Below are 24,467 nucleotides of genomic sequence, written 5' to 3'. Positions count from 1 at the left end.
TGGCACCTGGTTGCTTGTGTGAGAGCTAGTCAGCCTACAGCCAGCCTGGCTCTCCTGTCTAAGTCCAAGTGTGTCGGTTATTCTGAGAATCTAGGATTCACTTACTATCCTGTTGGAATGAAAGCTATCCCAGAACTCATTCTGAAAATTGTTTCCAATGAAAGATTGATTCTCCCCGACGAAAATTTTGGAGAAAATCTCAGTTCTTTTTTCTGCCAATACTTCAGATACAGTTGAGACCTCACTGCCACTATTTTCTTCAAGAATTCCTTTCTTCTTTGCAAGCTCAATTGTTCTAAAATTTGACAACTGCCTTAACAAAGAAACCGATGAATTTTGAAAGCCATCATTTTTATTTGTGAATAATAGATTTGAAGTAGCAATTCTGAGTGCTTTCTCTCGGTATTCGAATTTAGGTGAAAAAGCCAGAAGGTTTGCAATTTTTAAAAGATAATTCCAGTCAATTTCAGGATTAGTGTAATGCTCCAGCTTGTTAGCTCCCGAGTGATGCTGCAATTGTTTTGCACCACTCCTTTCTATGACCTCATTATACTGCACTATGAAATATTGGGACGATGTTAACGTGGACAGTACCTGGTCAAGTGACATCATTTCCCCCCAACTGTGCTAAAAATATTGATCGAAAGTCATCTGCAGAAGTAATTGGTACTAGAAAAACATGAATATGGTAGCTTTCGAGTTCGTGTTTACTAATTCTATGGGATAAAGATTTAATCCACGAGGGAGCTTTCGCCTTAATTGCCACTTTCAATTTTTCGTTGTCTATATTTTCTTCCTGAAATTTATCGTAATCAAATGCAACAAGACAAAGTCCGCAAGGCTCTAAGTAATCGTATTTTTCGGATTCAGGATTAAAATATTCTAGGATTGCAGTAACTAACTCTGGATCATTAAAATCAATATTATCCCTAATTAACTCGATATCCCTTTTAGTCTCCTGTGAATACTTTAATATCTCAGCAAGGCTCTCGATGCAGTCACTGATCGCCCCAGAGAATTCGCTATAAACCTTTGACTCCCCCCAAAAGATGGAGAGAGACTCATTTCGAACGCTTAGAAATGTGCCATCAGCTCCATGAACATGCATATTTGAGTCAGTTTTTAAACTCATTTTAGGAACTACCTGGGGATACTTCAGGTAATATTCGGCAAGAACGAAGAGCAGTAGCTCCCCGCCTTCACCGGTTTTGGAGAGTTTGGTGAATAACGATCTCGCTTCCCTGCTAAGCCGCTGAAAACCTGCTGAGCTACGCTCCTCAACTAGCTGCTTCATCGCAGCGTCGAGCTTTCTGCGGGGCATTGTGAAGTCGATGATTCTATCGAAAGTTATATCAATCAATTCCGGAAGCTTGGGGCGTCCTGTCCTATCCACTTTCAAAAAATGGCATTCGACGATGCCGGAAGAACTCTCACCAGACTCTATTGGGATGGACTGAATACAACCGCTCAAGGGCTTAATCTCGCCACGCGCCACAGCTTTCAATGCGGTTTCTATTTTTTCGAGACTAAAAGTCTCCTTGGAATCAGACATTTAAACATCCATGTGGTTAAAGCATGGGGGTTATACTATGCAGTTGTTTTCCTGTACGCAAACTCAAAGAGCACCAAGCATCTACTGTTCGTGGGTAACTCGGCTTCATAACGCTTAACAACACCGGACCGAAAAAGCGTAGCTTTTTTGGGTCCAGCGCTTGTTTTTGTTAGATTTATTCTTTTACACTGATATCATGACCTCTTTTTCTTAAAATACCAGCCGCAACTCCTTTTTCCCTACGACTTTTCCCAAAAACACCATCGCTTCCCACTATTTTCAAGAGTTCATCATCAGATAATTTCTCATATTTTTCAGTAAGCTGTTTAACTTCATTAGCAGTTGCATCTATTTCATTGACAACTGCAGCTCCTATATTTTTAGTGAGATTCCAAGCTTTACCTAAAAAACTCATATTGTTACATCCATTTAACTTTCAGTGTTATCTGATATTTTATATACCTACCCAAAAGTAGCAGCACCGCAAGTAGAACAGTACCAATACCCAGGTTTCTTTTCATGTAATGTCCAATTTCCACACTGGGGGCACTTTTTACCCTTAGCCATTGAAAAAATTGTTTTTATACTATAGATCGTCATAATTATCTCCTTGATTTTTTTAACACATAACGCCCGCATAAGAGGCACCGAAACGTAGCGTCGATTTAGTTAAACTTGGGCGAAGTACCAAACTAAATCGCCGCCTAGTTTTGGTGTCCTAGCGAGCTTGCGAGCGACTTGATGCGTTTGTTAAGTACACTCTCCGTCAGCGATTCAAAAAAAGAACCTAAATACAGACTTTACTATCTTGGGAACATATTTTTTGGCCGATTCAACAACGATATCAACGACATCATCCATGATAAAGTCAACCGCGTTTCCTATTTTTTCTTTTACGTGATCCCATATGCCTTTTTCTGCGGCAATTTGCGCGTCCTCGCTTACGTTTTCGTCCTTTGCTTCGCGTGTGAACGCAAACTTTTTTTCATTTGGTAAAACCTTAACAACCGTAGATACTAATTCAGTTAAGTTGTAATTATCAGAGGCAGATACAACTACAATTTTGTCAGCAGGAATCCCAAAAATTTTCGAAACTTCGATGACCTTCTCATTGAGATGGGCTTGCTGGGTATCACCTGGCTTGTTATTTTTTATATCCCACTCCCTATGAGGGTTCATCAAATCTGCCTGTGTTACAACAAAAACAACAGGTAGCTTAGAAGGAGCAATAATTTTCTTGAACGCATCGATAGATGCCATATTATTTCTGTCTATCGATTTTATTGCCCATAAAACAAGATCAAGTTTTTCAGTTAATGACTCATATAGTTCCAAATACTCCTGATGTCTCTCAGGGTTTTCTCCAACCCCAGGCACATCTATCAGCTTTATCCCCCCTTTTTCCTCACTTCCGACCAAAATTTCCTGAGCCTCACGAGTACAACCAGACGTATGACTAATTTTCGCAATTTGGCTGCCAAAAAGAGCATTGCAAAGACTGGACTTACCAACACCGCTATCACCAAACACCCCCACCTTAGGTGTATAATTCCTTATTTTTTCTAATTCTTCCCGGATCTTATCTTTAATTTTGTTCTTCTCTTCCTCATTCATTTGAGGAGAATTTATTACTTGTTCCATATGATTTTCCTTAATTACAAAAAAGAGGCGATTAGAGCCTCCGGCAATAGCACTTAACAGTCTGTTAATGAGGTCTTTGACCTCATGATAATTATCATCATGTATACCTTTTAATCCTTAAACCAATACATAACCTATTGATTTCTTAAGCTGATCAAAAGACAAAAAGGTACACTAGCGCCAACGCCCAATACGACGCATGACAAGGAACATGCCCAAAACGGTTTGTTGAAAAAGAAGTGAAACGATAGAAGTACAACTAACCATCCCTGCCATCGACCCATCCCCTTTTCCCTGTCATTGCAGCCGCCGACTTCCTGCTGGCGGATCATTAGACTTTACCAATATGTACCCATAAGGCAACGCGCAATAAGGCTAACACCCCCAACCTAAACGAAAAAAAGCCACCCGAAGGTGGCCTACTCTAATCCAAGAGCCAAGGGCAGAGATGTGCAAGCTAGCAGGCGTATCAGAGCAGCTCGACTGCGACGGCTGTCGCTTCGCCACCACCGATACACAGGGATGCAACCCCTTTCTTCAGGCCGCGCTGCTTAAGGGCGTTGAGCAGCGTGACGAGAATGCGTGAGCCGGAGGAGCCGATCGGGTGTCCCAGGGCGCAGGCGCCGCCGTAGACGTTGACCTTGTCGGCATCCAAGCCCAGTTCGTTGATCGCCAGCAGGGAGACGACGGCGAAGGCTTCGTTGATTTCGTACAGATCCACGTCGTCCTTGCTCCAGCCTGCCTTGTCCAGCACCTTCTGGATGGCACCAATCGGGGCGATGGTGAATTCGGCCGGCAGCTGGGCGTGGGTGGAGTGCGCCACGATACGCGCCAGCGGCTTGACGCCGCGCTTGTCGGCTTCGGCCTGGGTCGCCAGTACCAGTGCAGAACCACCGTCGCTGATGGAGCTGGAGTTGGCCGCGGTTACGGTGCCGTCCTTCTTGAATGCCGGCTTCAGCTGCGGGATTTTATCCGGACGGGCGTTGCCCGGCTGTTCGTCGATAGCGACAACGGTATCGCCCTTGCGGCCCTTGATGGTGACCGGTGCGATCTCGTCCTTGAACCAACCATTCTCGATGGCGGCCAGCGACTTGTTCAGAGAGCCGATGGCAAAGTCGTCCATCGCTTCGCGGGTGATGTTGTACTCGTCAGCTGAACGCTGTGCGAACACGCCCATCAGGCCGCCTTCATAGGCATCTTCCAGGCCGTCAAAGAACATAGAGTCCAGCACCTGGCCGTGGCCCATGCGCATACCGGCGCGGGCTTTCGGCAACAGATACGGGGCCTGGCTCATGTTTTCCATGCCGCCTGCGATCATGATGGTGGCGCTGCCTGCCTTGATCTGGTCGTGGGCCTGCATCACCGCTTTCATACCGGAACCGCACATTTTGTTGATGGTGGTCGCGCCAGCGGCATCCGGAATGCCTGCCTTGCGCGATGCCTGACGGGCCGGAGCCTGGCCCAGTGCGCCCGGCAGTACACAGCCCATGATCACTTCATCAATATCGCTCGGCTGCAGGCCAGCGCGTTCAACCGCTGCTTCGATGGCTACCGCGCCCAGGTCCGGTGAACGTACGTCGCTCAGGGAACCCATCATGCCGCCCATGGGAGTACGGGCCGCGCCCAGAATCACAATGCTGTTGTCTGACATCTTGTTGCTCCTGTTAAGTCGCTATTATTCTGATCAGTCATTCGGTTGGCGGTTCAGTGCCGTCTCAGTCACGTCCAAGCACTGAACGCGCGATCACTTCCTTCATCACCTCAGAGGTGCCGCCGTAAATGCGCTGTACACGGGCGTCGATAAAGGCACGGGAGATCGGGTATTCGGTGGTGTAGCCGTAGCCACCGAACAGCTGCAGGCAGCCATCGGCCACGCGGCACTGCATCTCGGTGGCGGTATACTTGGCCATTGAGGCGGTGGCAGCATCCAGCTCGCCACGGGAATACTCACCGATGCACTGGTCGATGAACGCCTTGTTGACGCGGTAATCGGTTTCCATCTCGGCGATGCGGAAGCGGGTGTTCTGCAGTTCCTTCAGTTTCTGGCCGAACAGGGTGCGTTCGTCGGCATACTGGATGGTCATATCCAGCGAGCCGCGGGCTGCGCCGACACCGATGGCGCCGATCACCAGACGTTCACGCGGCAGTTCCTTCATCAGGTACATGAAGCCCTTGCCCTCTTCGCCCAGCAGCGCCGACTTGGGCACGCGCATGTTCTCGAAGAACAGCTCGGAGGTATCGCCGGAGTGCTGGCCGATCTTCTCCAAGTTGCGACCCTTGGCGTAGCCCGGCAGCGTTGTGTCGACCAGAAACAGACTAACGCCCTTGGCACCGGCCGCCGGATCGGTCTTGGCCGCGACGATCACCATGTCGGCGTGCTGGCCGTTGGTGATGAAGGTCTTGGAGCCGTTGATCACGTACTCGTCGCCATCCAGCACCGCCGTGGTGCGCAGCGCCGCCAGGTCACTGCCGGCACCCGGTTCGGTCATGGCGATGGCACCGACCACGTCACCGGAGACCATGCCCGGCAGCCAGCGGTCTTTCTGTTCGTCGTTGCCGAGATGCGCGACATAGGGCGCCACGATATCGGAGTGCACCATCACGTTGGTGGCCAGGGCACCGTAGCCCAAGCGCGCCATCTCGGTGACCAGCATCACTGAATATTCAAAGGGCACACCGCAGCCACCGTTGGCTTCAGGGGCGTCGACACAGAGCAGGCCAGCTTCGCCCAAAGTACGCCACAGTTCACGCGGGGTGATCTCGTCCTTTTCCCACTGCTCGTAGTGCGGGGCCACTTCGCGCTCCAGTGCGCGCAGCACCATTTCGCGAAAGAGGTTCAGTTCTTCGTTATCGATTACCGCTGCATTCATCTCGCTCACCTTTGCTTACGTCTGCTTACTTCGGTGCCATGCGCAGGGCACAATCGAGGCGGATGGTCTCGCCGTTCAGCAGCGGGTTGCGCACAATCTGGTCCACCAGCATGCCGTACTCATCCGGGTTACCCAGACGCTGCGGGAACGGCAGCGTGGCCGCCAGGCTGTCCTGCACTTCCTGCGGGAAGCCGGACATCATCGGGGTCATGAACAGACCCGGAGCGATGGTGTTGACGCGGATACCGCTGCGCGCCAGCTCACGGGCCGCCTGCAACGTCATGGCGACCACGCCGCCCTTGGATGCGCTGTACGCGACCTGACCGATCTGGCCTTCGTAGGCGGCGATGGACGCAGTGGAGATGAACACGCCGCGCTCGCCATCGGCGTTCGGCTCACGGGTCGCCATTTCAGCAGCGGCCAGACGCATGATGTTGAAGCTGCCGACCAGGTTAACCTGAATCACCTTGTCGAAATCCGCCAGCGGCATTGGGCCTTCCTTGCCAACGATCTTGCCCGCCGGGGCAATGCCCGCGCAGTTGACGGCAATGCCGCACGCGCCGTGGACTTCACGCGCCGCTGCAAACGCCGCTTCGGCGCTTTCGGCAGATGACACATCACAGCGTACGAAGATGCCGCCCAGTTCTTCAGCGATCGCTTGGCCGCGCTCTTCCTGCAAATCAAAGATGGCGACCTTGGCACCGGCGGCCGCCAATGCGCGGGCTGCGCCCTCGCCCAGACCTGAAGCGCCACCGGTTACGATTGCGGGTACGTCTTTGAAATCCATAACAGTCTCACCTTGGTTATTCGTTGGGCTGCAGCACGCGGCAACAGCGCTTTATAAGGGAATGACCTTAGTGTGTATCAGGAGGGGGACGGCTGCCATGACAATATTCGGCAGCAAAATTGGCAAAAATGGACAGCTTCCGTCTCTTTTCCAAGGCAACCAACACCGCCACTGGCTGAAATGGCATGGGGCAGCCAAACTGAATCAATCGGGAAAATTGGAGTATTGGTCATGTCTGAATCTGCACATTTCAACTGGGATGATCCGCTGTTGCTGGAGCAGCAACTGACCGAGGACGAACGCCAAATCCGCGATGCCGCCCGTGCCTACTGCCAGAAAGCACTGCAACCACGGGTGATCGGTGCATTTCGGGATGAACACTTTCACCGTGAAATCCTGACCGAAATGGGTGATCTGGGCCTGCTTGGCCCCACCGTTGCCGAGGCATATGGCGGCGCGGCCGTCAGCCATGTCGCCTATGGGTTGATTGCCCGCGAAGTGGAACGGGTCGACTCCGGCTACCGTTCGGCCATGAGCGTGCAATCGTCACTGGTGATGTACCCCATTGAGGCCTACGGCAGCGAGGCGCAAAAACGGGCATACCTGCCCAAGCTGGCCACTGGCGAGTGGGTCGGCTGCTTCGGCCTGACCGAGCCGGACCACGGTTCTGATCCCGGCGGCATGCTGACCCGTGCCAAAAAAGTGGATGGCGGCTACTCTCTGAGCGGCCAGAAGATGTGGATCACCAACAGCCCCATCGCCGATATCGCCATCGTCTGGGCCAGATCAGCGGCGCACGATGACAAAATCAGGGGCTTTATCGTTGAGCGTGGTACCGAAGGTTTCTCGACGCCAAAGATCGAAGGCAAGCTAAGCCTGCGCGCCAGCGTGACGGGGGAAATCGTGTTGGATGACGCCTTCGTGCCAGACGCTAACCTGTTACCTCACGCCAGCGGCCTGGCGGGGCCTTTCGGTTGTCTGAACAAGGCCCGCTACGGCATCGGCTGGGGCAGCATGGGTGCGGCCGAATTCTGCTGGCATGCCGCCCGCCAATACACGCTGGAACGTACCCAGTTCGGCCGACCGCTGGCAGCCAATCAGCTGATCCAGCTGAAACTGGCCAACATGCAGACCGAAATCGCACTGGGGTTGCAGGCGGCACTCCAAGTGGGCCGACTGATAGACAGCGGCCAATGGGCACCGGAGATGATCTCGCTGATCAAGCGCAACAACTGCGGCAAGGCGCTGGAAATTGCACGCATGGCCCGTGACATGCACGGCGGTAACGGCATTACCGAAGAATACGGTGTGATGCGCCACCTGATGAATCTGGAAACCGTGAATACCTATGAAGGTACCCACGATATCCACGCCTTGATTCTGGGACGGGCACAAACCGGAATTCAGGCGTTTTTCTGAAAGCAGACCACGTCCCCATGGGGATACTCGGGTGTGCAGCCCCAACGCTGCCCCAGCCAGGTGAAGCTCTCATCGGCAAAGAAGGTGATATGGGTCGGGTCGTTGCGGTAATGCCAGCTGCGAAAGCGTTCATCGTCCAATACCCGCTTGGTCTGCAATACCAATACACCTGCGGGTGCCAGCAGTGACCAGAGCCGGTCCAGAATCGGCAGCGGCGCGGCCAAGTGCTCGACCACTTCCGTGCTGGTGATGAAGTCATATTGCCCGGTAAGTGCTGATTCGTCCGGATGATAATACTTGTCGTACTGCGCCATGATATAGCCCGCTTCACGCGCCATCGCCACCAATGCAGGGCCAGGGCCGCAGCCGAAATCCAGCCCCTTGGCCGGAGCCGGTGTACGTTTGCGCACCTCCTCAAAGGCACGGGACAGAAAACGGCGATAACCGGGATCATCAATCACGTTTTCGTGATCGTCGTATACCGCCTTTTCATCCTCTTCAGACAACCGCTGACTCGGCTCCAGATGTACCAAGCGGCAGACCTCACAACGATGGTACAGGCGTGTCTTGCATTCAATGCCATACAGCTTGGTCGTGCCGCACAGCGGACAGGTATTGGCATTGTTCATTGCAGCTGAAACTCCACCGGCTCAAGCAACTCCGGGGCCGGGTCACCCAATGCCTCGGCTACACTGATCTCGTGGATACGGCAGATGGCATCCAGCGGCAGATCGTTGCTGGCACGGCCGAACGGAAATTCCAGCTGCTCTGACAGGCGATCAAGACCAAAAAAAGTGTAGGCGACAATGGCGGTAAAGACCGGCGTGAACCACCCTGCCGCGCCAACCAGACCTAACGGCAGCAGGTAGCAATAGATGTAGGCAGTGCGGTGTGCCAGCAGCGTATATGCAAACGGCAGCGGTGTATGGGCAATGCGCTCGGAAGCGGCCTGAACGCCCGCTAACGCATGCAGATGCTTGTCCAGCGCAGCGGCTGCAACACTGTCGATCTGGCCGCTGTGGCGCGCTTCGGCGATGATCAGGCCCGCTTGCTGCAACATGGCGTCGGCCGGATTGCGTTTGGACAGCACCTCATCAATCACATCGACAGGCAGCGCGGCGGGCAGATCCTTACGTACATCTTCGCGGCGCAACTGGCCACGCAACAGATGAGTATGCGCCAGCACCCGCAGCATCAGCGCCCGGCGCAGCTCCGGTGTCAGGAATATCGCGCCGGTCCTTGCCAGGCTGCGCACTTCATGCACCATCTGCCCCCACTGCTTGCGTGCTTCCCACCAGCGATCATAGGTCGCGGTGTTGCGTACACTGAGCAAAATCGACAGGGTAATACCCAGCAGGGTAAAGGGCAGCAAGGTGTATTCAACTACACCATCGAGATAATGGTGACGGGCAATCCAGGTCACCGCACAGGCAAACAGACCGGCCAGGATAATATGGGGAAGAACGTGAGGAATAACCGAGCCTTTCCAGGCCAGCATCAAGCCCAATGCACTGGGGCGTTTACGAACAATCATGCAGAAGAAACTCCGGACGGCTGGAGGCAACAGATAGTGTCACAGCCGTCCGGAATAGGAAAGGCTCAGGCGCGCGCGCGCGACCCGATGCGGCGTGCCGCAACCCCCTGTTTCAGCTTGTTCAGCCGGGCAATCCTTGCCATTACCAATAGTTCAACAACACCGGCACCTATCAGCAGGTCAAACACATTCGATTGATCCGCCAGCACGGCATGAATATCGGCTCCATTCCCTGTCGCCAATGCATAGATGCAAACAGCGATAACCAATGTCGCCGCCATGGAGATCATGTTGTACTTGAACAGGTAACGCTTGATCTCGGCGACTGACTCGCGCTTGCTTTTTTTCATTCTCCCACTCCTGATAGTTCATTTTTTGAACACTTAAAGCGAGGTGAATTCTAGTCCCGCTGCCAAGAACCCAACCAGTGTGCTAATAAGCAACACTATTCATCTAATCTCAAAAACAGCCGTTTGGTATTGCCCGCTTCAGCCCTTTTAACCCGCGAAAACGGCAAAATCCGCCCTCAATGCATTCCATTAGCGTTTACCACCACTAACCCCTCCACCGGGATACACAGGTACTTACTCAGGCTAAAAAACCGCTGGATTCAATAAAAAACAGATGGTTAGCGTAGTGATTTAGCAGACAGGGGGTGAAGATCGGCATGTATCTGCAATCGAACAGTCAGCGTTCGAACTGTTGAATAATGGCGACAAGGCCAAAATGTACTTTTTTGATCTGCCGCAGATAAAGGAGACTGCCGCACTTTTTGAGGGGCTGGCCGCGTGGCCAGCAGCAGGAAAAGTGCCCGCTCAGGGCCGATCAATACGGCTCCAAGCGGGTGATGTGGATCAGAGCTGGCCGAGTTTCAGCCAGAGGGTTTCACCGGAGCTGTCATCTACGCCGTCGTTATCGGTTACCAGGAAGCCATTGCCCTGCGCATCCATGGCAAAACCTTCAACCTTGTCGGTCACGTAGCCGTGCAGTGATTGCAGGTCCGGGATCAGGTCACGCACCAATGTCTTGGACACCACCGGCAGGGTTTCACCCAGGGGTTTGGGTTCCAGTGCCGACAACGCCACCTTGTACAGGCGCTTGATGCTGGCCTGCTCACCAATCCGGTTGTCACGTTCGATCACATACAAATGATCATCATGCAGCTCAAGCTCCGACAGCCCGACCCAACCCTCGGTCGTCTGCTCCAGCGGGTAATGTACCGCGCTCCAGGCTTCGCTGGTCAGGTTGTAGGCCAGCAGTTTGGTGTGATGTTCGGGGTCATCTCCCCACGGACGCTGAATCGCAACCCACAGCGTATCGCCCGCCAAAGCGATGCCTTCCGCACCAAAGCGGGTCTGGTGCTGCAACAACGACTCTGGCAGCGCGATCGTACGTGTAATCTCACCGTCTGCGTTCACGTGGTGCAGCGCATGTGGCACATCCTTTTTGGCATTGCCTTCAGACGCAAGCCAGAAACCACCCTTGCCGTCCGCGGCAATGCCTTCCAGGTCCAGCTTCTTGGCGACCTTGCCGTCACGGGTGATATCAGTCGTTGCCGTGATCCGGGCCGGGTGCTGGTTGGCATCAATGCGGAAGATACGCGGCTGCATCTTGTAGTAGCTGTCATTCACGGCATACAGGATACCCGGCGTTTTCGGGTCTGCCGTCAGCCCTGACAACGCGCCCCAACCGATCGGGGTATCTGCCGTATCATTATCAGACACCAACTGCGGGTACTGTGCTTCACCCTGAGTCAAACTGAACAGCATGACATGCGCACGCGGACCACCGTCTTCGATCAGGTCTTTCTCGTTGGCACTGATCAGCAGGCCCCGCTCGGGGATGGCCACGGCGGATTCGGGTGCGATACCGGACGGCAACAGCTGCATGAACTCGGGAGCAGCACCGGTGTCACGGTACACACCGATCACGGAGCCACGCTCAGACAGGACAAAAATGTAGGTCTGATCACCAAAACGGGCGACTTCAAGCCCTTCCGGCTCGGCTCCTTTTTTGCCGGAACGCTTATCCGGGTAGTGGCCTGCGCGGATCACTTCATGCTCAAAGGCGGCCCCGGACTCAAACTGCAGCGTGCCATCCTTGTGGAAGATGCTGAAGCCACGTGCGCCGCCCTGATAGTCCCCTTCATTGGCAATAACGAAACGATCATCATCCAGCCACCTGACGGCATCCGGCTCACGCGCCACACCCTGCTGGCTTTCAGTAAAGATCAGAGCGCCGTCCTTGCGGGTATCAATCTTTTCCAGATCCACACTGCCGGCAGAGAAGTGATTGATCACCGTGCCGCTGACTGCATCCACTATGACCAAGTGGTTGTTTTCCTGAAGTGTGACCACGACTTCACCCAGGCCGTTGAAATCGACAAATTCCGGCTCCGGGTCGGTCGGTGCAATCGTGCTCAGCCCGGTCAGGTCGACCCGTTTAAGACCGGCGCAATCCAGCATGCCCTGCTTCACCGGGACGATGATCAGACTACCGGCCGGAAGCTGTGGAATCTGGCCGTCGTTCAGGTCTTCGTCACGCTCGTTTTCGATCGCTACAGCGACAAAGCGCTGGTCTTTGGAGACTGCAACCGAATCCGGCTGACCTCCCAGATCACAACGGCTCAGCACTTCCTGGCTTTGCGGTGATACCAGGACCAGAAAGCCGGAGGGCTCAACATAACTGGCTGATGTATTCACCCCGGCGACCACCTGGTTGCCCAGCGCGCTGACCGATGTGGGTTCACCGGAAAGAGATACAAAACCTGCAGGCTTCGGTTGGTCCGGCTGGCGGATGTCAATAAAACCCAGGCCGCCACGAGGGCTGTCCGAGTACGCCAATATTTGCCCATCCGCCGTCGCGGTAATGATTTCAGCAGACGTTTCCTGCAGCGGGTTTTCAGCCGTCAAGTTGTGGCTGACGGGGAAACTGGCAACGCGGTTGAAGGTATCGGCATGCGCACCGGCGGCGGCAATCGCCAGGGCCAGGGCGGATAGACGGTAGGCAAGAAACTGCATGGGGTACGGCATCCTGTAGCTGAGTAGGGAAACTCATACTGAATCAGGATAATGACAAAATAATGATGATAAACCCTTTCACATGTCAGTATTCAGAAACGTTTAATTTCGCACATAAACAAACCGTTCATATTTATTAAACATCTCCGTAACATTTAGAAAATAACATGCACCCCACTTTACGAAGACATGAATTCACGCGGTGCATTAAATGAACAATATCCTAAAAACACTATTGATATCCTGCGCAATCATGCCAACGCTGGCGTCTGCAGATGTCATTCTTATACCGGCACCGGGTGTTGATATTGTAGCCGTCAATGGTGTTTCGGTTGAATCAAATTCATTCTTTTCCGATACCTCTCGTATTCAGCTGGACAATGGCCAGCATCAGATTGTGGCTGAATATGTGGCCGAAATCGAAGAGTCCGCAGACGATTACCTGCTTGAAAAGAGCGATACCTTTGTCCTTCTGTTCAATGCAAACGACACCACTCTAAACCTGTCAGCGCCTGCTATCAGCAGCCAGTATGCGCTGCAGACATTCAACCAGGGTAACCAGTGGCAGTTGACCCGTACCGATGGAACCCCGGTTGAATTCACTACCGGCAAGCTGGAAAAGGAAGGTTTTCAGTTGGGGCGCGATTATGAAAAAGAATTGAAACGCTTCAATCACACCCAGGCAAAAGCGGCACTGCCTGCCCTTGCCACAGACACACATTCATTCCAGTCATCCGGCGCATCAATACATTCGTCGGAAACCGGAATAACTGATCAAAAAATGGCCGGAGAAATGCTGCAATTCTGGTATGAACGTGCCGATCAAAATACCCGAGATAAATTCAAGAGCTGGATTAAAACCAGTCAATAAAATCCCTTTTTATTTTAAAAAAATTCTGGAGTCTCGCACATGAAAAAGCTTCTTCTGGCTGTTGCAGTATCTGTTGCTGCCGGCTCTGCCAGCGCCGCTACCATTTATGAAGGCAAGGGCCTGACCTACAAGATTAACGGTGACCTGCAGGTTCAGCTGCGCCAGAAAGTCGGTGACGACAAGAATCCTGACCTGGAATTCGATGATCTGGAAATCAAGAACTACGTCAGCTACGACCTCGGCGATGACATGAAGGCCTTCGGTCGCGTTGACTTTGGTTTCAAGGATGCCGCTAACAACTCCGAGAAAGCGGAAGGCAAGGAAGACGTTGCTCTGGAAGAAGCCTACGTGGGTCTCGCGTTCGGTAACACCTCTGTATCCTTCGGTAAGCAGAACTTCGCTACTGACGAGTTCGGTATTGAAGAAGCGATCGAGCTGGTGTCGGATGAAGACCAGTTTGATGCACGCGGTACCGACGGTGACGATACTATCCGCCTGGATATCGAGCTGGAAAATACCCACATCGCAGCGTCCTATGAGATGGAAGCTGAAGGCTCTGGCAGTGAAAACGGCGAATACTTCGACCTGTTCGCGTCCACTGAAATCGGCAACCTGACACTGGCCGCCGCCTATCAGGATCTGCAGCCGGTCAACGCAGCTTCCATTGACACCTGGGGTCTGAGCGCCGCGTATGATGCCGGTTTTGCCACCTTCGCCGCTGATTACAGCACCTCTGACGATATCGCCAAGCAGTACAATCTGGCGACCGTATTTGCAGTTGCCGAGACCACCAAGGTTGCTCTGGGCATGGTCAATATCGATCCGGAAACCGGTGATGATGTTACCGAGTGGTACGCCAACGTAACCTACAAGTTCCCGACCCAGAAAAACGTCAGCCTGTTTGCCGAAATTGCAGACTCCGATGAAGACGGTGCGGACATGGGCTACCTGGCCGGTATGCGCGTCAAGTTCTAAACACTGCCGCCAGGGCATGCCTTACCCCCTTCGGACAGGCCCTGAACGCTACCTTTCATAGCCGACCCCCGTGGTCGGCTTTTTTGTGCCTCTACAGTAATACGTTTTTCCTCTGTACACTGCGCCGCATCTCCTGCAAGAAACGATGATTCAAGATGAATATTCTCGTGATCGGCTATGTCTGGCCGGAACCCGCTTCCAGTGCTGCCGGCTATCGCATGCTCGCCCTGCTGGATACCTTTCGTCGCCAAGACTGGCACGTCACATTTGCCAGCCCGGCCGAAAAGAGCATTCATCGCGCCGACCTGCCCGCGCGCGGTATTCAGGAGGTCAACATCGCCCTGAACTGTACCAGCTTTGATACTTTCATCAGCGAACTGCAACCCGATATGGTGATGTTTGACCGCTTCATGATGGAGGAGCAGTTCGGCTGGCGCGTGGAGAAACATTGCCCACAAGCGGTTCGGCTGCTTGATACCGAAGATCTGTCCTGCCTGCGCCATGCTCGCCATCAAGCCTGCAAACACAGCGGTGAAGTCAGCGTGGACGTACCCCGTTCATTGCTGTTTTCTGACCATGCCAAGCGTGAAGTCGCGGCGATTCTGCGCAGTGACCTGACACTGATGATCTCGCCAACAGAGATCGAGCTGCTGACGCAGACCTTCAAGGTTGACCCCGCACTGCTGCATGACAGTCCGTTCATGCTACCCCCGGTCACGTCTGAGCAGCAAGCGGCCCTGCCTGCCTTCGAGCAGCGCCAGAACTTCATTGTGATCGGCAATTTCCGCCATGCGCCCAACTGGGATGCCGTTTTGTGGCTCAAGCAAACACTGTGGCCGCTGATTCGCGCCCGGTTGCCAGACGCCGAACTGCATGTCTACGGGGCCTACCCGCCTCCCAAGGCTACCCAGCTGCACAATCCTGCCCAAGGGTTTCTGGTCAAGGGCTGGGCCGATGATGCGCTTGAGGTCATGCGCACGGCGCGCGTCAATCTGGCTCCGCTGCGCTTCGGTGCCGGCCTCAAGGGTAAGCTGGTTGATGCGTTGGCGTGCGGCACGCCATCGGTGACCACATCCATTGGTGCCGAAGGCATGGCCGGTGACCATGACTGGCCACAGCCGGTGACGGATGATCCTGCAACGTTTGCCGCCCACGCCATCGAGCTGTATACCGACGCGAACACCTGGCATACCAGGCAACAGCAGGGGTGGATACTGCATAACCGGCGTTTTGATTTTACCCTTCACGCTGATGCGCTGGTGGCACGCCTGCAGGATCTGCAGGACAATCTGGAGCAACACCGGCTGGATAACTTCACCGGAGCGATGCTGCGTCATCACAGCATGAAAAGTACTCAATACATGGCGCAATGGATCGAGGCCAAGAACCGTAGCTAAACCCTTTTCTCAAGGCCGTACACCCGACACTAACGGACGCGGATACAATGATTGGGTGCCCGGCACTTATATATCAAACAATTCTAATGTTATAGTCTTCCAGACTACTTATACGCACTGGAGACTGCCATGAAAACCGCCCATGATTTGGTTATTGCCGCCAAGGAAAACATCCGCGAAATCACTGTCGCCGATGCCGACGAGGCTATTGGCAGTGCCGATCTGCTGGTCGATGTACGCGAGCCGGACGAGTACCGCGCCGGGCACGTGGCCGGTGCCATCAACATTCCCCGCGGCTTGTTGGAATTCAAGTTCAGCAACGACGATGCCCTGATTTCTCGCGACCTGAACATCGTGCTTTACTGCAAGAACAGCGGGCGTGCGGCGTTAAGTGCCAAGAGCCTGGCGGAAATGGGTTATCTGCACGTACAGTCAATCAGCGGAGGCATTGAGGCATGGATCGCGGCGAACAAGCCCGTGGTTACCCCTTCCCTGCCGACGTTTGAGTGAACAGCTCCGCCACTTCGTTACACAGGTACTCGGCTGGCAAGCACTGCTCCAGTGACCCGGCCGCGTATTCCAGAAAGCCCCGCGCCGCATGAGGCAAGCGCCGATCGCGTCGAATAATGAAGTGCCAATGGCTTTCGATCGGAAACCCTTCTACCGGCAGAATCACCACGCCCGGATGCGCCTCCGGCAACGCATGACGTGACATCACGGCAACCCCCATACCGGATGCAACCCCCACCCGTATCGCTTCATTACTCGCCATCTGCAACACGTTCGACCATTGCAGTCCTCGGCTGTGTAGCCAGCTTTCAAACAACATGCGCGTGGCCGAACCGGGCTCCCGTTGCAACAGGCGTTCCGTCAGCAATGCCTCGACCGATACGCGGTCGGATTGCGCCAGCGGGTGCTGTGCCGGTACCAGCATCACCAGCGGGTTGCGCAGGAAGCGGGCCGCCAGCGCATGCCCCGATGATGGCGGATGACTGAACACATAGATGTCATCCAGCTGTCGCTCGAAACGGTCCAGCAGCTGCTGACGGTTGCCGATATGCACGGTCATGTCGACATCCGGGAACGCGTGGGAATACGGCCCCAGCACGCGGGGCAAGACATATTGCGCCGTATTGACCAGAGCAATACTGAAACGCCCCCGGTGACCGCCCCGCTGCTCGGCCAGATAGTCCTGAAAGTCGGCAAAACGTCCGGTCACATCCAGCGCCGTGCGGTAGAGCTCGCGGCCGGTATCGGTCAATTCCAGCTTGCTGCCCAATGAGAGGAACAATGGTTCGGCCACGGTTTCAGCCAAGCGCTTGAGCTGTTGGGAAACGGTGGGCTGGGTCAGGTGCAGCTGACGGGCCGCAGCGGTCACCGAGCCGGTACGCACCACAGTGACATACACCTCAAGCAGACGAAACGTCAGGTGGCGCAGGTTCATGGAGATCGCCTTATATAGATAATATTCTATACATCATCCACGGATAATTAATTAGAGACAATACCCTGATGCAGGCACAATCGCGCCATTCCACAACTGCTGAACACATTAAGGAGTGAGCATGCCTGATATTGTCGTCATGTTTTTTTTATTGGGGGTCGTCGCTGGCCTGCTGAAATCCGACTTGAGCATTCCCAAAGCGGCCTACGATACCCTTAGCCTGTTACTGATGCTGACCATCGGCTTGAAAGGCGGCATGGGACTGCATGGTAATCTCACGTGGTCGCTGCTGCCGGAAATGCTGCTGGTCATGGGTTTGGGTGCGCTGATTCCGCTGGTCCTGTTCCCGCTGTTGCGTCGACTGCTGCACCTGTCACTGGCGGACAGTGCCAGTATCAGTGCCCATTACGGCTCGGTAAGTGCGGGAACGTTCGCCGTCGCACTGGCCTATGTTGAAGGGCGCCAGCTGATCGCCGGGCCTGAAGTCACGCTGTACCTGGTACTGCTGGAGCTGCCGGCCATCATGGTCGGACTGGCCTTGTTCCGTCATTTCGACAAGAGTTCCGAGGCTACCCATTCCCGTATCAGCCTGCTGCATGAAACCCTGACCAACCGTGGCGTGGTGCTGTTGGCGGGCGGGGTATTGATCGGTTACCTGTACGGTCCGCTCGATGGCGCACCGGTGACCGACCTGTTCACCGGTGCCTTCAAGGCGGTGCTGGCACTGTTCCTGCTGGAGATGGGCCTGACGGCAGCCGAGACACTGCGCCCCCTGCCCTTCAAGCACTGGCGTCTGCTCGCCTTTGCCTGCCTGGCACCCAGCGTACTGGCCTGTGTCGGCATCGCCGCCGGGCTGGTGCTGGAACTGCCCATTGGCAGCACGCTGATTCTGGCCAGCTTGACCGCCAGTGCGTCTTACATCGCCGCACCGGCTGCCATCAGAGCTGCGATTCCTCAGGCCAATATCGGTCTGGCCATGCTGGCATCGCTGGGCTTCACCTTCCCGTTCAACGTCATCATCGGCATTCCGCTCTATCATCAGCTGATTGTGATGCTGTCCGCGTAACGGGGATACGGAACAACACGGCGTAGAACAGTGGCAACACGACCAGTGTCAGCGCCGTGGCAAACAGCAGACCGAACATGACCGTCACCGCCATGCTCTTGAAGAAGGGATCAATCAGCAGCGGTGCCACCCCCAGAATAGTGGTCAACGCGCCCAACACCACCGGCCGCGCACGACTGAGACAGGCACCGATCACGGCGGCATAGGGTTCCTGCCCGGCATGGATGTTGTGGTCGGCCTCATCCACCAGCACTATCGCGTTCTTCACCATCATGCCGATCAGGCTGAGGAAGCCCAAAATCGCCATGAATTCGAACGGGGTCTGGAACAGGATCAAGCCGATCACGACCCCCACCAGCGCCAGCGGTGCGGTCATCCAGATCACCAGCGGCTGCCGCAGAGCGTTGAACATGAACACCACCGCCAGAATCATGGCCGCAAAACCATAAGGCGCCGACGCAGCCAATCCGGCATTGGCTTCACGTGAGGATTCATATTCGCCGTACCACTTGAGCGTATACCCCGGCGGGAGTTCGATCGCTTCGATCTGTGGTCGAATCAGGTTGAACGCATCATTGGTCAACACCCCCGGTGCCGGATCAGCCTGCACCTTCAGTGTGGGTACTCGGTCAATACGACGAATCATCGCGTCGCGCCAGACAATATCCACCGATGCCAGCAACTGGTTGACCGAGACCGTCTGCCCCGCCGTCGGGCTGTACACTTCGGTATTTTCAATCGCGCGCAACTGCTCACGCTCCGTCACCGGTGCCCGCACTACCAGCGGAATCAGCTCATCACCTTCACGGTACACACCAATCTGACGCCCGCTTAGCGTCTGCGCCAGTGCAGCGTTGACTTCCGATTCCGTCAGCCCCAAACGCTGCAGCTGTTCCTGCAACCAGCGCGGCTGAGCTACCGGCACCTGATCGCGCCAGTCATCCTGCACCGCAATCAATGCCGGCTGTGCCAACATCAGGGCCTTGGCTTCTTCCGCCAAACGCCGCAATACCTGCGCATCCGGTCCGGTAAAGGCGGCTTCGATCTTTTTGCCGCCACCACGGCCCAGCATGAATTTCCATACCTTGAATGACGTATCCGGGAAGGCCGCCGACAGCTCATCCTGCAGCTGCGCAACCAAGGGTGCGATCCGTTTGTAATCATCAATATCGATCAAGAGCTGGGCATAACTGGGATTACGCGGTTCCGGCGCATAGGTCAGCATGAAACGCAGACCACCCCCGCCAACAAAACCGGTTGTGTGCGTGATGCCTTCCTTCTCGGCCACGACCTGCTCAACCTGTGCCAGGCGCATCGCAGTCTGTTCAATATCGGTGCCCTGAGGCAGGTACATATCCACCACAAACTGGGGGCGCTCAGAATCCGGCATGAAGCCCGGCGGCACCAGACTCGCCGCCGAGACCGCTCCGCCCAGCGCCAACAGTACCAGAATGATCGACACCGCACGGTGTGACAGCACCCAATTCAACAGTGCTTCATACCGGCGCGTCACCCAACCGGCACGGGCATTGTCTGCCACCGGTTTGACGCGCAGGAACTGGTAGCACAGCAATGGCGTTACCGTGATGGCAAACAGCCAGCTCAACAGCATCGAGTACAGAATCACCCAGAACAGTGACCCGGCATATTCGCCCATATCACTGGGGGACAAACCGATAGCGCTGAACGCCAGAATACCCACCAGCGTACCGCCCAGCAGGGGCCAGATCGTGCTTTTGACCACCGCCGAAATGGCCTCCTTGCGCGCTTCGCCCCGCTGCAGACGCACCAACACACCATCACTGACCACAATCGCATTGTCGACCAGCATCCCCAGCGCAATGATCAAGGCACCCAGGGATATACGCTGCATGGCGATATCGTCAAACAACATGACAATCAAGGTACCGGCCACCGTCAACAACAGCACGAAACCGATGATCAGCCCGACCCGCAGTCCCATGAACAGCAGCAGGACGACAAACACGATAGCAACCGCCGCGATCAGGTTGCCGACAAACGCCGACACCGACTGCCGCACGGAGTCGGACTGCAACGAGATCGGCCGCAGCTCCATACCGACCGGCCGCTGACCTTCCAGTTCGGCCAGGCGCTGCTTGACCGCATCGCCCATCTCGACCACGTTGCCGCCCTGCACATTGGAAATACCGAGGCCAATGGCGCGCTGGCCGTCGTAGGTCATTTTGATCCCCACCGGTTCCTGATAACCGCGAACCACATCGGCAATATCGGCCAGGCGCAGCACCGTGTTGTCCGGCCCAACGCCTACCTGCAGGTTTTTCAGATCGTCAAAACCGTTCACCGAGCGGACCGGCACGACCGGCACCCGCATGTTGTCGGCCAGCATATCGCCGGCGACAGTCACCAGGTTCTGTTTCTGCAGCACCTGATAGATCTGTTGTGATTCCAGCCCGAACGCCGCCAGCCGGTCACGCGCAATCTCCACGAATATCTGTTGCTGGCGATCGGCCAGCAGCGCCGTACGGGCAACGCCCTCTACCAGCGCCAGTTCCCGCGACAGCCAGTCGGCATACTCCTGCAACTCCCGATCACTGTAGCCTTCGCCGGTGATCGCATAGAACTGGGCATACACATCGGCAAAGTCATCATTGACGATCACCGGGCCGACACCGGGCGGTAACCCGCGGGCTGCATCACTGACCTTGCGCCGCAATTTGTCCCAGACCTGCTGGAGCTCGGCCTGCGTCCTGGCGAACTCCATCTTGATTTCGACCGTGACTTCGGAATAGCCCTGCTTGGAGACGGATTCCACCTGATCCAGCTCTTGCAGCGCTTGCACGGCGGCTTCAATACGGTCGGTGACTTCGTCTGCCACTTCCTGGGCACTGGCACCGGGATAAGGGGTGACAATAACAGCCTGGCGAATAATGAACTCGGGGTCTTCAAACCGGGCCAGCTTGCCGTAACTGATGTAACCGCCGATCAATACCAGCAGCACGATCACCCAGAGACTGGTACGCTTGGCTATCGAATAGCGTGCAATATCCATTACTGACCAGCCTCGACGTTGTCCATGGGACGCACCGCCATGCCGTCACGTACGCTGGCGACACCTGCGGTAATGATGCGATCGCCCGGTTGCAGTCCGACACGGATCACCGCACGGTCACCCAACAGGGTGCCAACCTCGACATTCTGGCGCTGCGCACGCCCTTCCGCCGTCACACGCCATACATATTGCTGCCCCTGATTGTCCGGCAGAATGGCGGTCAGCGGCACAGCAACACCGGCCGCTTCATCACTTCCGCCTATGGACGATACCTGCACCGACATGCCGGGCAGTACCCGCGCATCCCCCTTGTCACCCAGGCCGAACACTACTTGATACGTCTGCGTCACCGGGTCGGCTTCGGTGGCAAAGAACCGCAGTGACAGTGGGAACGCCTGAGGCAAACCGGCAATATTGGCCACCACCTGCTGCTCACGCTGACGTTGCAGTACAACCTTGTCCGGCACCTGAATCACCACTTCCAGGTCCTGCAGATTCTGTACCACGACTACAGTCTGATTGGCGGATACCTGGGCAAAATCATCGACCAGCTTGCGCCCAACCACACCATCAAAGGGTGCCAACAGCCGCGTATATTCCACCGCCAACTGCGCTTCACGCAGCCGATTGGCCGCCAAGTTGCGCTTGGTGGCCAGCTTTTCCAGATCACTTTTGGAGATCGCCTGACTGCGCTGATAAATGGTCTGCCCGCGTTGGTAATCTGCATCAGCACTGGCGTATTCAGCCCGTGCCGAAGACAGCGCCGTACGGAACTCACGGTCATCCAGTTGCGCCAACAGGTCGCCCTTGGTCACCGAGTCGCCCTCATTGACACTTACCTGATCAACGCGACCACCCACTTTAAATGCCATCTCCGCCCGCTGGGCTGCGCGGACCGTGCCATTGAACACCAGACTGTCAGCCTGCACCGGCCGCACCGCTTCAATCCGTGCCGGACGTTCGACCTCAACGGCGACCGGCGGTGACGAATCCGTACCCGCATCACACCCGGCCAATCCCCCCATGATGGCGGCGATCAAAACACCGTGACGGAGACGAAACAAACGCATAATTTGAGATCGCAACATAGGCCTTCCCTTGGTAATCATGGACACATCAACTCGAATTAAAAGCAGTATAGAGACTATTCATCTATACGGGTTCGCTAAGACGCTGAACCAGGACAAATGTTCCTTACGTATCATGAACATGCCTACCACTTCATTACAATTGGTTTGGTTCAAGCGTGATCTGCGCCTGGATGATAACCCTGCTCTGCACGACGCTGCACAACATGGCCCCGTGCTGCCGTTGTTTGTGGTCGAGCCGGGGTTCTGGTCGCAGCCGGATGCGTCGGCCCGGCACTGGCAGTTCTGTCGTGACAGCCTGTTTGACCTGCAACAGGCGCTGGCTGAACAGGGTATGCCACTGCTGATTGGCAACACGGACATTGAGCCGACCCTGGATACATTGCTGGCGTTTTACGGCACGTTCACCCTCTGGTCACACGAAGAAACCGGCAATGACTGGACCTTCCAGCGCGACATCAGAGTCTCCGCCTGGTGCAGGCAACACGGAATAACCTGGCAGGAACAGCCACAGAATGGTGTCGTCCGGCGGCTGCGCAACCGTGACCATTGGGCCAGCCACTGGGACCGACGCATGCAAGCCGAGACATTGCCAGCACCACACCTGCAGGCACCGGCAACCTGGCCAACACTCCCGCCCCTGCCCGAGCGCCCTGCAGGCACCGATTTTCTACCCTTGCGGCAACAACCCGGTGGCCGCCAGGCGGGCCTGCGCTGCCTGGACAGTTTTCTGGCACAGCGCGGCCGCGATTATCGTTTTGCCATGTCCAGCCCGAACACCGCGTACGCCGCCTGCTCGCGGCTGTCACCGCATCTGTGCTGGGGCACGCTATCGGTTCGGGAGGTGTATCAACGTGCGCTGGCGCAGCTGGAGCACAGCACTGCCACTGGCTGGACCCGCTCCCTGCGCAGCTTTATCAGCCGACTATACTGGCACTGCCACTTCATGCAGAAACTGGAAGACCAACCGGCGCTGGAATGGCAACCGATTCACCCCCTGTTTGCCGAACTCGACCGCCACCCCGATGCCGAGATATTGGCTCGCTGGTCTAGCGGCCACACCGGATGGCCGTTCGTGGATGCCTGTATGCGCGCGTTGCAAGCACGTGGCTGGATCAACTTTCGCATGCGCGCCATGCTGACCTCAGTGGCCAGTTACCACCTCTGGCTGCCCTGGCAGGACAGTGGACAGGTGCTGGCCCGTTACTTCATTGACTACGAACCGGGCATCCACTGGTCCCAGATCCAGATGCAGTCCGGTACCACCGGCATCAACGCAATCCGCGTTTACAACCCGCTTAAACAGGGACTGGATCTGGACCCTGATGGCCGCTTTATTCGGCGCTGGGTACCGGAGCTGGCCGATGCGCCGCTCTCGGCTCTACATGAACCACGGATACTGAAGGTCGACGGTTATCCCGCGCCGATGGTGGATTTGAATCGTGCGGCCCGCAGCGCCAAGGATAAGGTGGCCGCCATTCATCACCACCCCCGGTTCCATGAATTGAGCCGTGATGTGTACCGGCAGCTGGGTAGCCGCAAGCGTGCCAGCACGTCACGTAAAAAACGCCGCCCAAGCCGCACCGGTACTGCAAACACCGACACCCACTCGACACAGTTAAGCCTGTGGGACTGACACAGGACGCCACGCATTGGACACCCCATGGCCAAAATGAAGGCTATGTCTGAGTAAACTGTTGAAGATCTGCCATTCTTAAAGTATTAGCCATAAGCTTTAAGGGTGGCCGCTATGAAAAACGCCCCATTTCAGC

The 24,467-nt window shown here is 55.4% G+C and carries 21 protein-coding genes; 7 read left to right on the top strand and 14 right to left on the bottom strand.

The genetic code is table 11. The features are described 5' to 3' along the window. Positions 1-90: 90 nt before the first annotated feature. The 7 genes from CLV44_RS16845 to CLV44_RS16815 form a co-directional block, all read right to left on the bottom strand. Complete coding sequence (locus CLV44_RS16845) at positions 91-609, bottom strand: hypothetical protein (protein ID WP_146140031.1); 519 nt, start codon at positions 607-609, stop codon at positions 91-93. Continuing rightward, positions 599-1,552 carry a HamA C-terminal domain-containing protein gene (locus CLV44_RS16840; protein ID WP_106593290.1) on the bottom strand — a complete coding sequence of 318 codons (954 nt, stop codon included), beginning with the start codon at positions 1,550-1,552 and terminating at the stop codon, positions 599-601. The genes CLV44_RS16845 and CLV44_RS16840 overlap by 11 nt, the downstream gene beginning before the upstream one ends. 175 nt (positions 1,553-1,727) lie before the next feature. Further along, positions 1,728-1,967 (bottom strand): hypothetical protein, encoded by a 240-nt coding sequence (locus CLV44_RS16835; RefSeq protein WP_106593289.1) that lies wholly within the window; start codon positions 1,965-1,967, stop codon positions 1,728-1,730. 359 nt (positions 1,968-2,326) lie between these two features. Beyond that, a complete protein-coding gene (locus CLV44_RS16830; protein ID WP_106593288.1) occupies positions 2,327-3,193 on the bottom strand; it encodes a GTPase family protein in 867 nt (288 codons plus the stop codon). 469 nt (positions 3,194-3,662) lie between these two features. Beyond that, the gene (locus CLV44_RS16825; RefSeq protein WP_106593287.1) at positions 3,663-4,844 is read right to left on the bottom strand and encodes a thiolase family protein; all 1,182 of its coding nucleotides are present in this window, start codon (positions 4,842-4,844) and stop codon (positions 3,663-3,665) included. Between the two features lie 64 nt (positions 4,845-4,908). Continuing rightward, complete coding sequence (locus CLV44_RS16820) at positions 4,909-6,063, bottom strand: acyl-CoA dehydrogenase family protein (protein ID WP_106593286.1); 1,155 nt, start codon at positions 6,061-6,063, stop codon at positions 4,909-4,911. A gap of 25 nt (positions 6,064-6,088) precedes the next feature. After that, positions 6,089-6,850 (bottom strand): SDR family NAD(P)-dependent oxidoreductase, encoded by a 762-nt coding sequence (locus tag CLV44_RS16815; protein ID WP_106593285.1) that lies wholly within the window; start codon positions 6,848-6,850, stop codon positions 6,089-6,091. Positions 6,851-7,081: 231 nt separating this feature from the next. Here CLV44_RS16815 and CLV44_RS16810 point away from each other — a divergent pair, with 231 nt between their 5' ends. Further along, the gene (locus tag CLV44_RS16810; protein WP_106593284.1) at positions 7,082-8,269 is read left to right on the top strand and encodes an acyl-CoA dehydrogenase; all 1,188 of its coding nucleotides are present in this window, start codon (positions 7,082-7,084) and stop codon (positions 8,267-8,269) included. Here the strand turns inward: CLV44_RS16810 and CLV44_RS16805 are convergent. The 4 genes from CLV44_RS16805 to CLV44_RS16790 all read right to left on the bottom strand — a co-directional run bounded on the left by CLV44_RS16805 (position 8,254) and on the right by CLV44_RS16790 (position 12,823). After that, positions 8,254-8,898: a class I SAM-dependent methyltransferase gene (locus CLV44_RS16805; RefSeq protein ID WP_106593283.1), complete on the bottom strand. Its 645-nt coding sequence runs from the start codon at positions 8,896-8,898 to the stop codon at positions 8,254-8,256. The two genes, CLV44_RS16810 and CLV44_RS16805, sit on opposite strands and share 16 nt — an antisense overlap. Continuing rightward, positions 8,895-9,803, bottom strand: coding sequence for a bestrophin family protein (locus CLV44_RS16800; RefSeq protein WP_106593282.1), 909 nt, complete (start codon positions 9,801-9,803; stop codon positions 8,895-8,897). The genes CLV44_RS16805 and CLV44_RS16800 overlap by 4 nt, the downstream gene beginning before the upstream one ends. Before the next feature lie 65 nt (positions 9,804-9,868). Next, the gene (locus CLV44_RS16795; RefSeq protein WP_106593281.1) at positions 9,869-10,153 is read right to left on the bottom strand and encodes a hypothetical protein; all 285 of its coding nucleotides are present in this window, start codon (positions 10,151-10,153) and stop codon (positions 9,869-9,871) included. Positions 10,154-10,657: 504 nt separating this feature from the next. Further along, positions 10,658-12,823 carry an esterase-like activity of phytase family protein gene (locus CLV44_RS16790; RefSeq protein WP_211298178.1) on the bottom strand — a complete coding sequence of 722 codons (2,166 nt, stop codon included), beginning with the start codon at positions 12,821-12,823 and terminating at the stop codon, positions 10,658-10,660. A 253-nt stretch (positions 12,824-13,076) separates the two neighbouring features. Between CLV44_RS16790 and CLV44_RS16785 the strand changes: the two genes are divergently transcribed. The 4 genes from CLV44_RS16785 to CLV44_RS16770 all read left to right on the top strand — a co-directional run bounded on the left by CLV44_RS16785 (position 13,077) and on the right by CLV44_RS16770 (position 16,576). Continuing rightward, on the top strand, positions 13,077-13,694 hold the full coding sequence (locus tag CLV44_RS16785) for a YccT family protein (protein ID WP_211298177.1): 618 nt from the start codon (positions 13,077-13,079) through the stop codon (positions 13,692-13,694). 39 nt (positions 13,695-13,733) lie between these two features. Then, complete coding sequence (locus tag CLV44_RS16780; protein WP_106593278.1) at positions 13,734-14,669, top strand: porin; 936 nt, start codon at positions 13,734-13,736, stop codon at positions 14,667-14,669. A gap of 155 nt (positions 14,670-14,824) precedes the next feature. Then, positions 14,825-16,066: a glycosyltransferase gene (locus CLV44_RS16775; protein WP_106593277.1), complete on the top strand. Its 1,242-nt coding sequence runs from the start codon at positions 14,825-14,827 to the stop codon at positions 16,064-16,066. A gap of 129 nt (positions 16,067-16,195) precedes the next feature. Continuing rightward, positions 16,196-16,576 carry a rhodanese-like domain-containing protein gene (locus tag CLV44_RS16770; protein WP_106593276.1) on the top strand — a complete coding sequence of 127 codons (381 nt, stop codon included), beginning with the start codon at positions 16,196-16,198 and terminating at the stop codon, positions 16,574-16,576. On the opposite strand, the gene CLV44_RS16765 is transcribed toward CLV44_RS16770, so the two are convergent. Continuing rightward, the gene (locus CLV44_RS16765; RefSeq protein WP_106593275.1) at positions 16,548-17,510 is read right to left on the bottom strand and encodes a LysR family transcriptional regulator; all 963 of its coding nucleotides are present in this window, start codon (positions 17,508-17,510) and stop codon (positions 16,548-16,550) included. The genes CLV44_RS16770 and CLV44_RS16765 overlap by 29 nt on opposite strands. 121 nt (positions 17,511-17,631) lie before the next feature. Between CLV44_RS16765 and CLV44_RS16760 the strand changes: the two genes are divergently transcribed. Next, entirely contained in the window at positions 17,632-18,576 is a 945-nt protein-coding gene (locus CLV44_RS16760; RefSeq protein WP_106593274.1) for a sodium-dependent bicarbonate transport family permease, read from the top strand. On the opposite strand, the gene CLV44_RS16755 is transcribed toward CLV44_RS16760, so the two are convergent. Together CLV44_RS16755 and CLV44_RS16750 are read right to left on the bottom strand one after the other, a co-directional pair. After that, on the bottom strand, positions 18,527-21,607 hold the full coding sequence (locus CLV44_RS16755) for an efflux RND transporter permease subunit (RefSeq protein ID WP_106593273.1): 3,081 nt from the start codon (positions 21,605-21,607) through the stop codon (positions 18,527-18,529). The genes CLV44_RS16760 and CLV44_RS16755 overlap by 50 nt on opposite strands. Beyond that, a complete protein-coding gene (locus CLV44_RS16750) occupies positions 21,607-22,695 on the bottom strand; it encodes an efflux RND transporter periplasmic adaptor subunit (protein ID WP_170069381.1) in 1,089 nt (362 codons plus the stop codon). The genes CLV44_RS16755 and CLV44_RS16750 overlap by 1 nt, the downstream gene beginning before the upstream one ends. Positions 22,696-22,816: 121 nt before the next feature. Between CLV44_RS16750 and CLV44_RS16745 the strand changes: the two genes are divergently transcribed. Next, a complete protein-coding gene (locus CLV44_RS16745; RefSeq protein WP_106593292.1) occupies positions 22,817-24,331 on the top strand; it encodes an FAD-binding domain-containing protein in 1,515 nt (504 codons plus the stop codon). The last annotated feature ends 136 nt before the right edge of the window (positions 24,332-24,467 follow it).

It is taken from the genome of Marinobacterium halophilum (assembly GCF_003014615.1).
Lineage (GTDB): Bacteria > Pseudomonadota > Gammaproteobacteria > Pseudomonadales > Balneatricaceae > Marinobacterium > Marinobacterium halophilum.
Note: the sequence above shows the minus strand (reverse complement) of the source record. Positions and strands in the feature narration are given on the sequence as shown.

Bases quoted from the DNA above. Each gene is read 5' to 3' on its own strand.
- CLV44_RS16845 (WP_146140031.1), bottom strand. From the start codon at position 609: ATGTCACTTGACCAGGTACTGTCCACGTTAACATCGTCCCAATATTTC.
- CLV44_RS16840 (WP_106593290.1), bottom strand. From the start codon at position 1,552: ATGTCTGATTCCAAGGAGACTTTTAGTCTCGAAAAAATAGAAACCGCA.
- CLV44_RS16835 (WP_106593289.1), bottom strand. From the start codon at position 1,967: ATGAGTTTTTTAGGTAAAGCTTGGAATCTCACTAAAAATATAGGAGCT.
- CLV44_RS16830 (WP_106593288.1), bottom strand. From the start codon at position 3,193: ATGGAACAAGTAATAAATTCTCCTCAAATGAATGAGGAAGAGAAGAAC.
- CLV44_RS16825 (WP_106593287.1), bottom strand. From the start codon at position 4,844: ATGTCAGACAACAGCATTGTGATTCTGGGCGCGGCCCGTACTCCCATG.
- CLV44_RS16820 (WP_106593286.1), bottom strand. From the start codon at position 6,063: ATGAATGCAGCGGTAATCGATAACGAAGAACTGAACCTCTTTCGCGAA.
- CLV44_RS16815 (WP_106593285.1), bottom strand. From the start codon at position 6,850: ATGGATTTCAAAGACGTACCCGCAATCGTAACCGGTGGCGCTTCAGGT.
- CLV44_RS16810 (WP_106593284.1), top strand. From the start codon at position 7,082: ATGTCTGAATCTGCACATTTCAACTGGGATGATCCGCTGTTGCTGGAG.
- CLV44_RS16805 (WP_106593283.1), bottom strand. From the start codon at position 8,898: ATGAACAATGCCAATACCTGTCCGCTGTGCGGCACGACCAAGCTGTAT.
- CLV44_RS16800 (WP_106593282.1), bottom strand. From the start codon at position 9,803: ATGATTGTTCGTAAACGCCCCAGTGCATTGGGCTTGATGCTGGCCTGG.
- CLV44_RS16795 (WP_106593281.1), bottom strand. From the start codon at position 10,153: ATGAAAAAAAGCAAGCGCGAGTCAGTCGCCGAGATCAAGCGTTACCTG.
- CLV44_RS16790 (WP_211298178.1), bottom strand. From the start codon at position 12,823: ATGCAGTTTCTTGCCTACCGTCTATCCGCCCTGGCCCTGGCGATTGCC.
- CLV44_RS16785 (WP_211298177.1), top strand. From the start codon at position 13,077: ATGCCAACGCTGGCGTCTGCAGATGTCATTCTTATACCGGCACCGGGT.
- CLV44_RS16780 (WP_106593278.1), top strand. From the start codon at position 13,734: ATGAAAAAGCTTCTTCTGGCTGTTGCAGTATCTGTTGCTGCCGGCTCT.
- CLV44_RS16775 (WP_106593277.1), top strand. From the start codon at position 14,825: ATGAATATTCTCGTGATCGGCTATGTCTGGCCGGAACCCGCTTCCAGT.
- CLV44_RS16770 (WP_106593276.1), top strand. From the start codon at position 16,196: ATGAAAACCGCCCATGATTTGGTTATTGCCGCCAAGGAAAACATCCGC.
- CLV44_RS16765 (WP_106593275.1), bottom strand. From the start codon at position 17,510: ATGAACCTGCGCCACCTGACGTTTCGTCTGCTTGAGGTGTATGTCACT.
- CLV44_RS16760 (WP_106593274.1), top strand. From the start codon at position 17,632: ATGCCTGATATTGTCGTCATGTTTTTTTTATTGGGGGTCGTCGCTGGC.
- CLV44_RS16755 (WP_106593273.1), bottom strand. From the start codon at position 21,607: ATGGATATTGCACGCTATTCGATAGCCAAGCGTACCAGTCTCTGGGTG.
- CLV44_RS16750 (WP_170069381.1), bottom strand. From the start codon at position 22,695: ATGTTGCGATCTCAAATTATGCGTTTGTTTCGTCTCCGTCACGGTGTT.
- CLV44_RS16745 (WP_106593292.1), top strand. From the start codon at position 22,817: ATGCCTACCACTTCATTACAATTGGTTTGGTTCAAGCGTGATCTGCGC.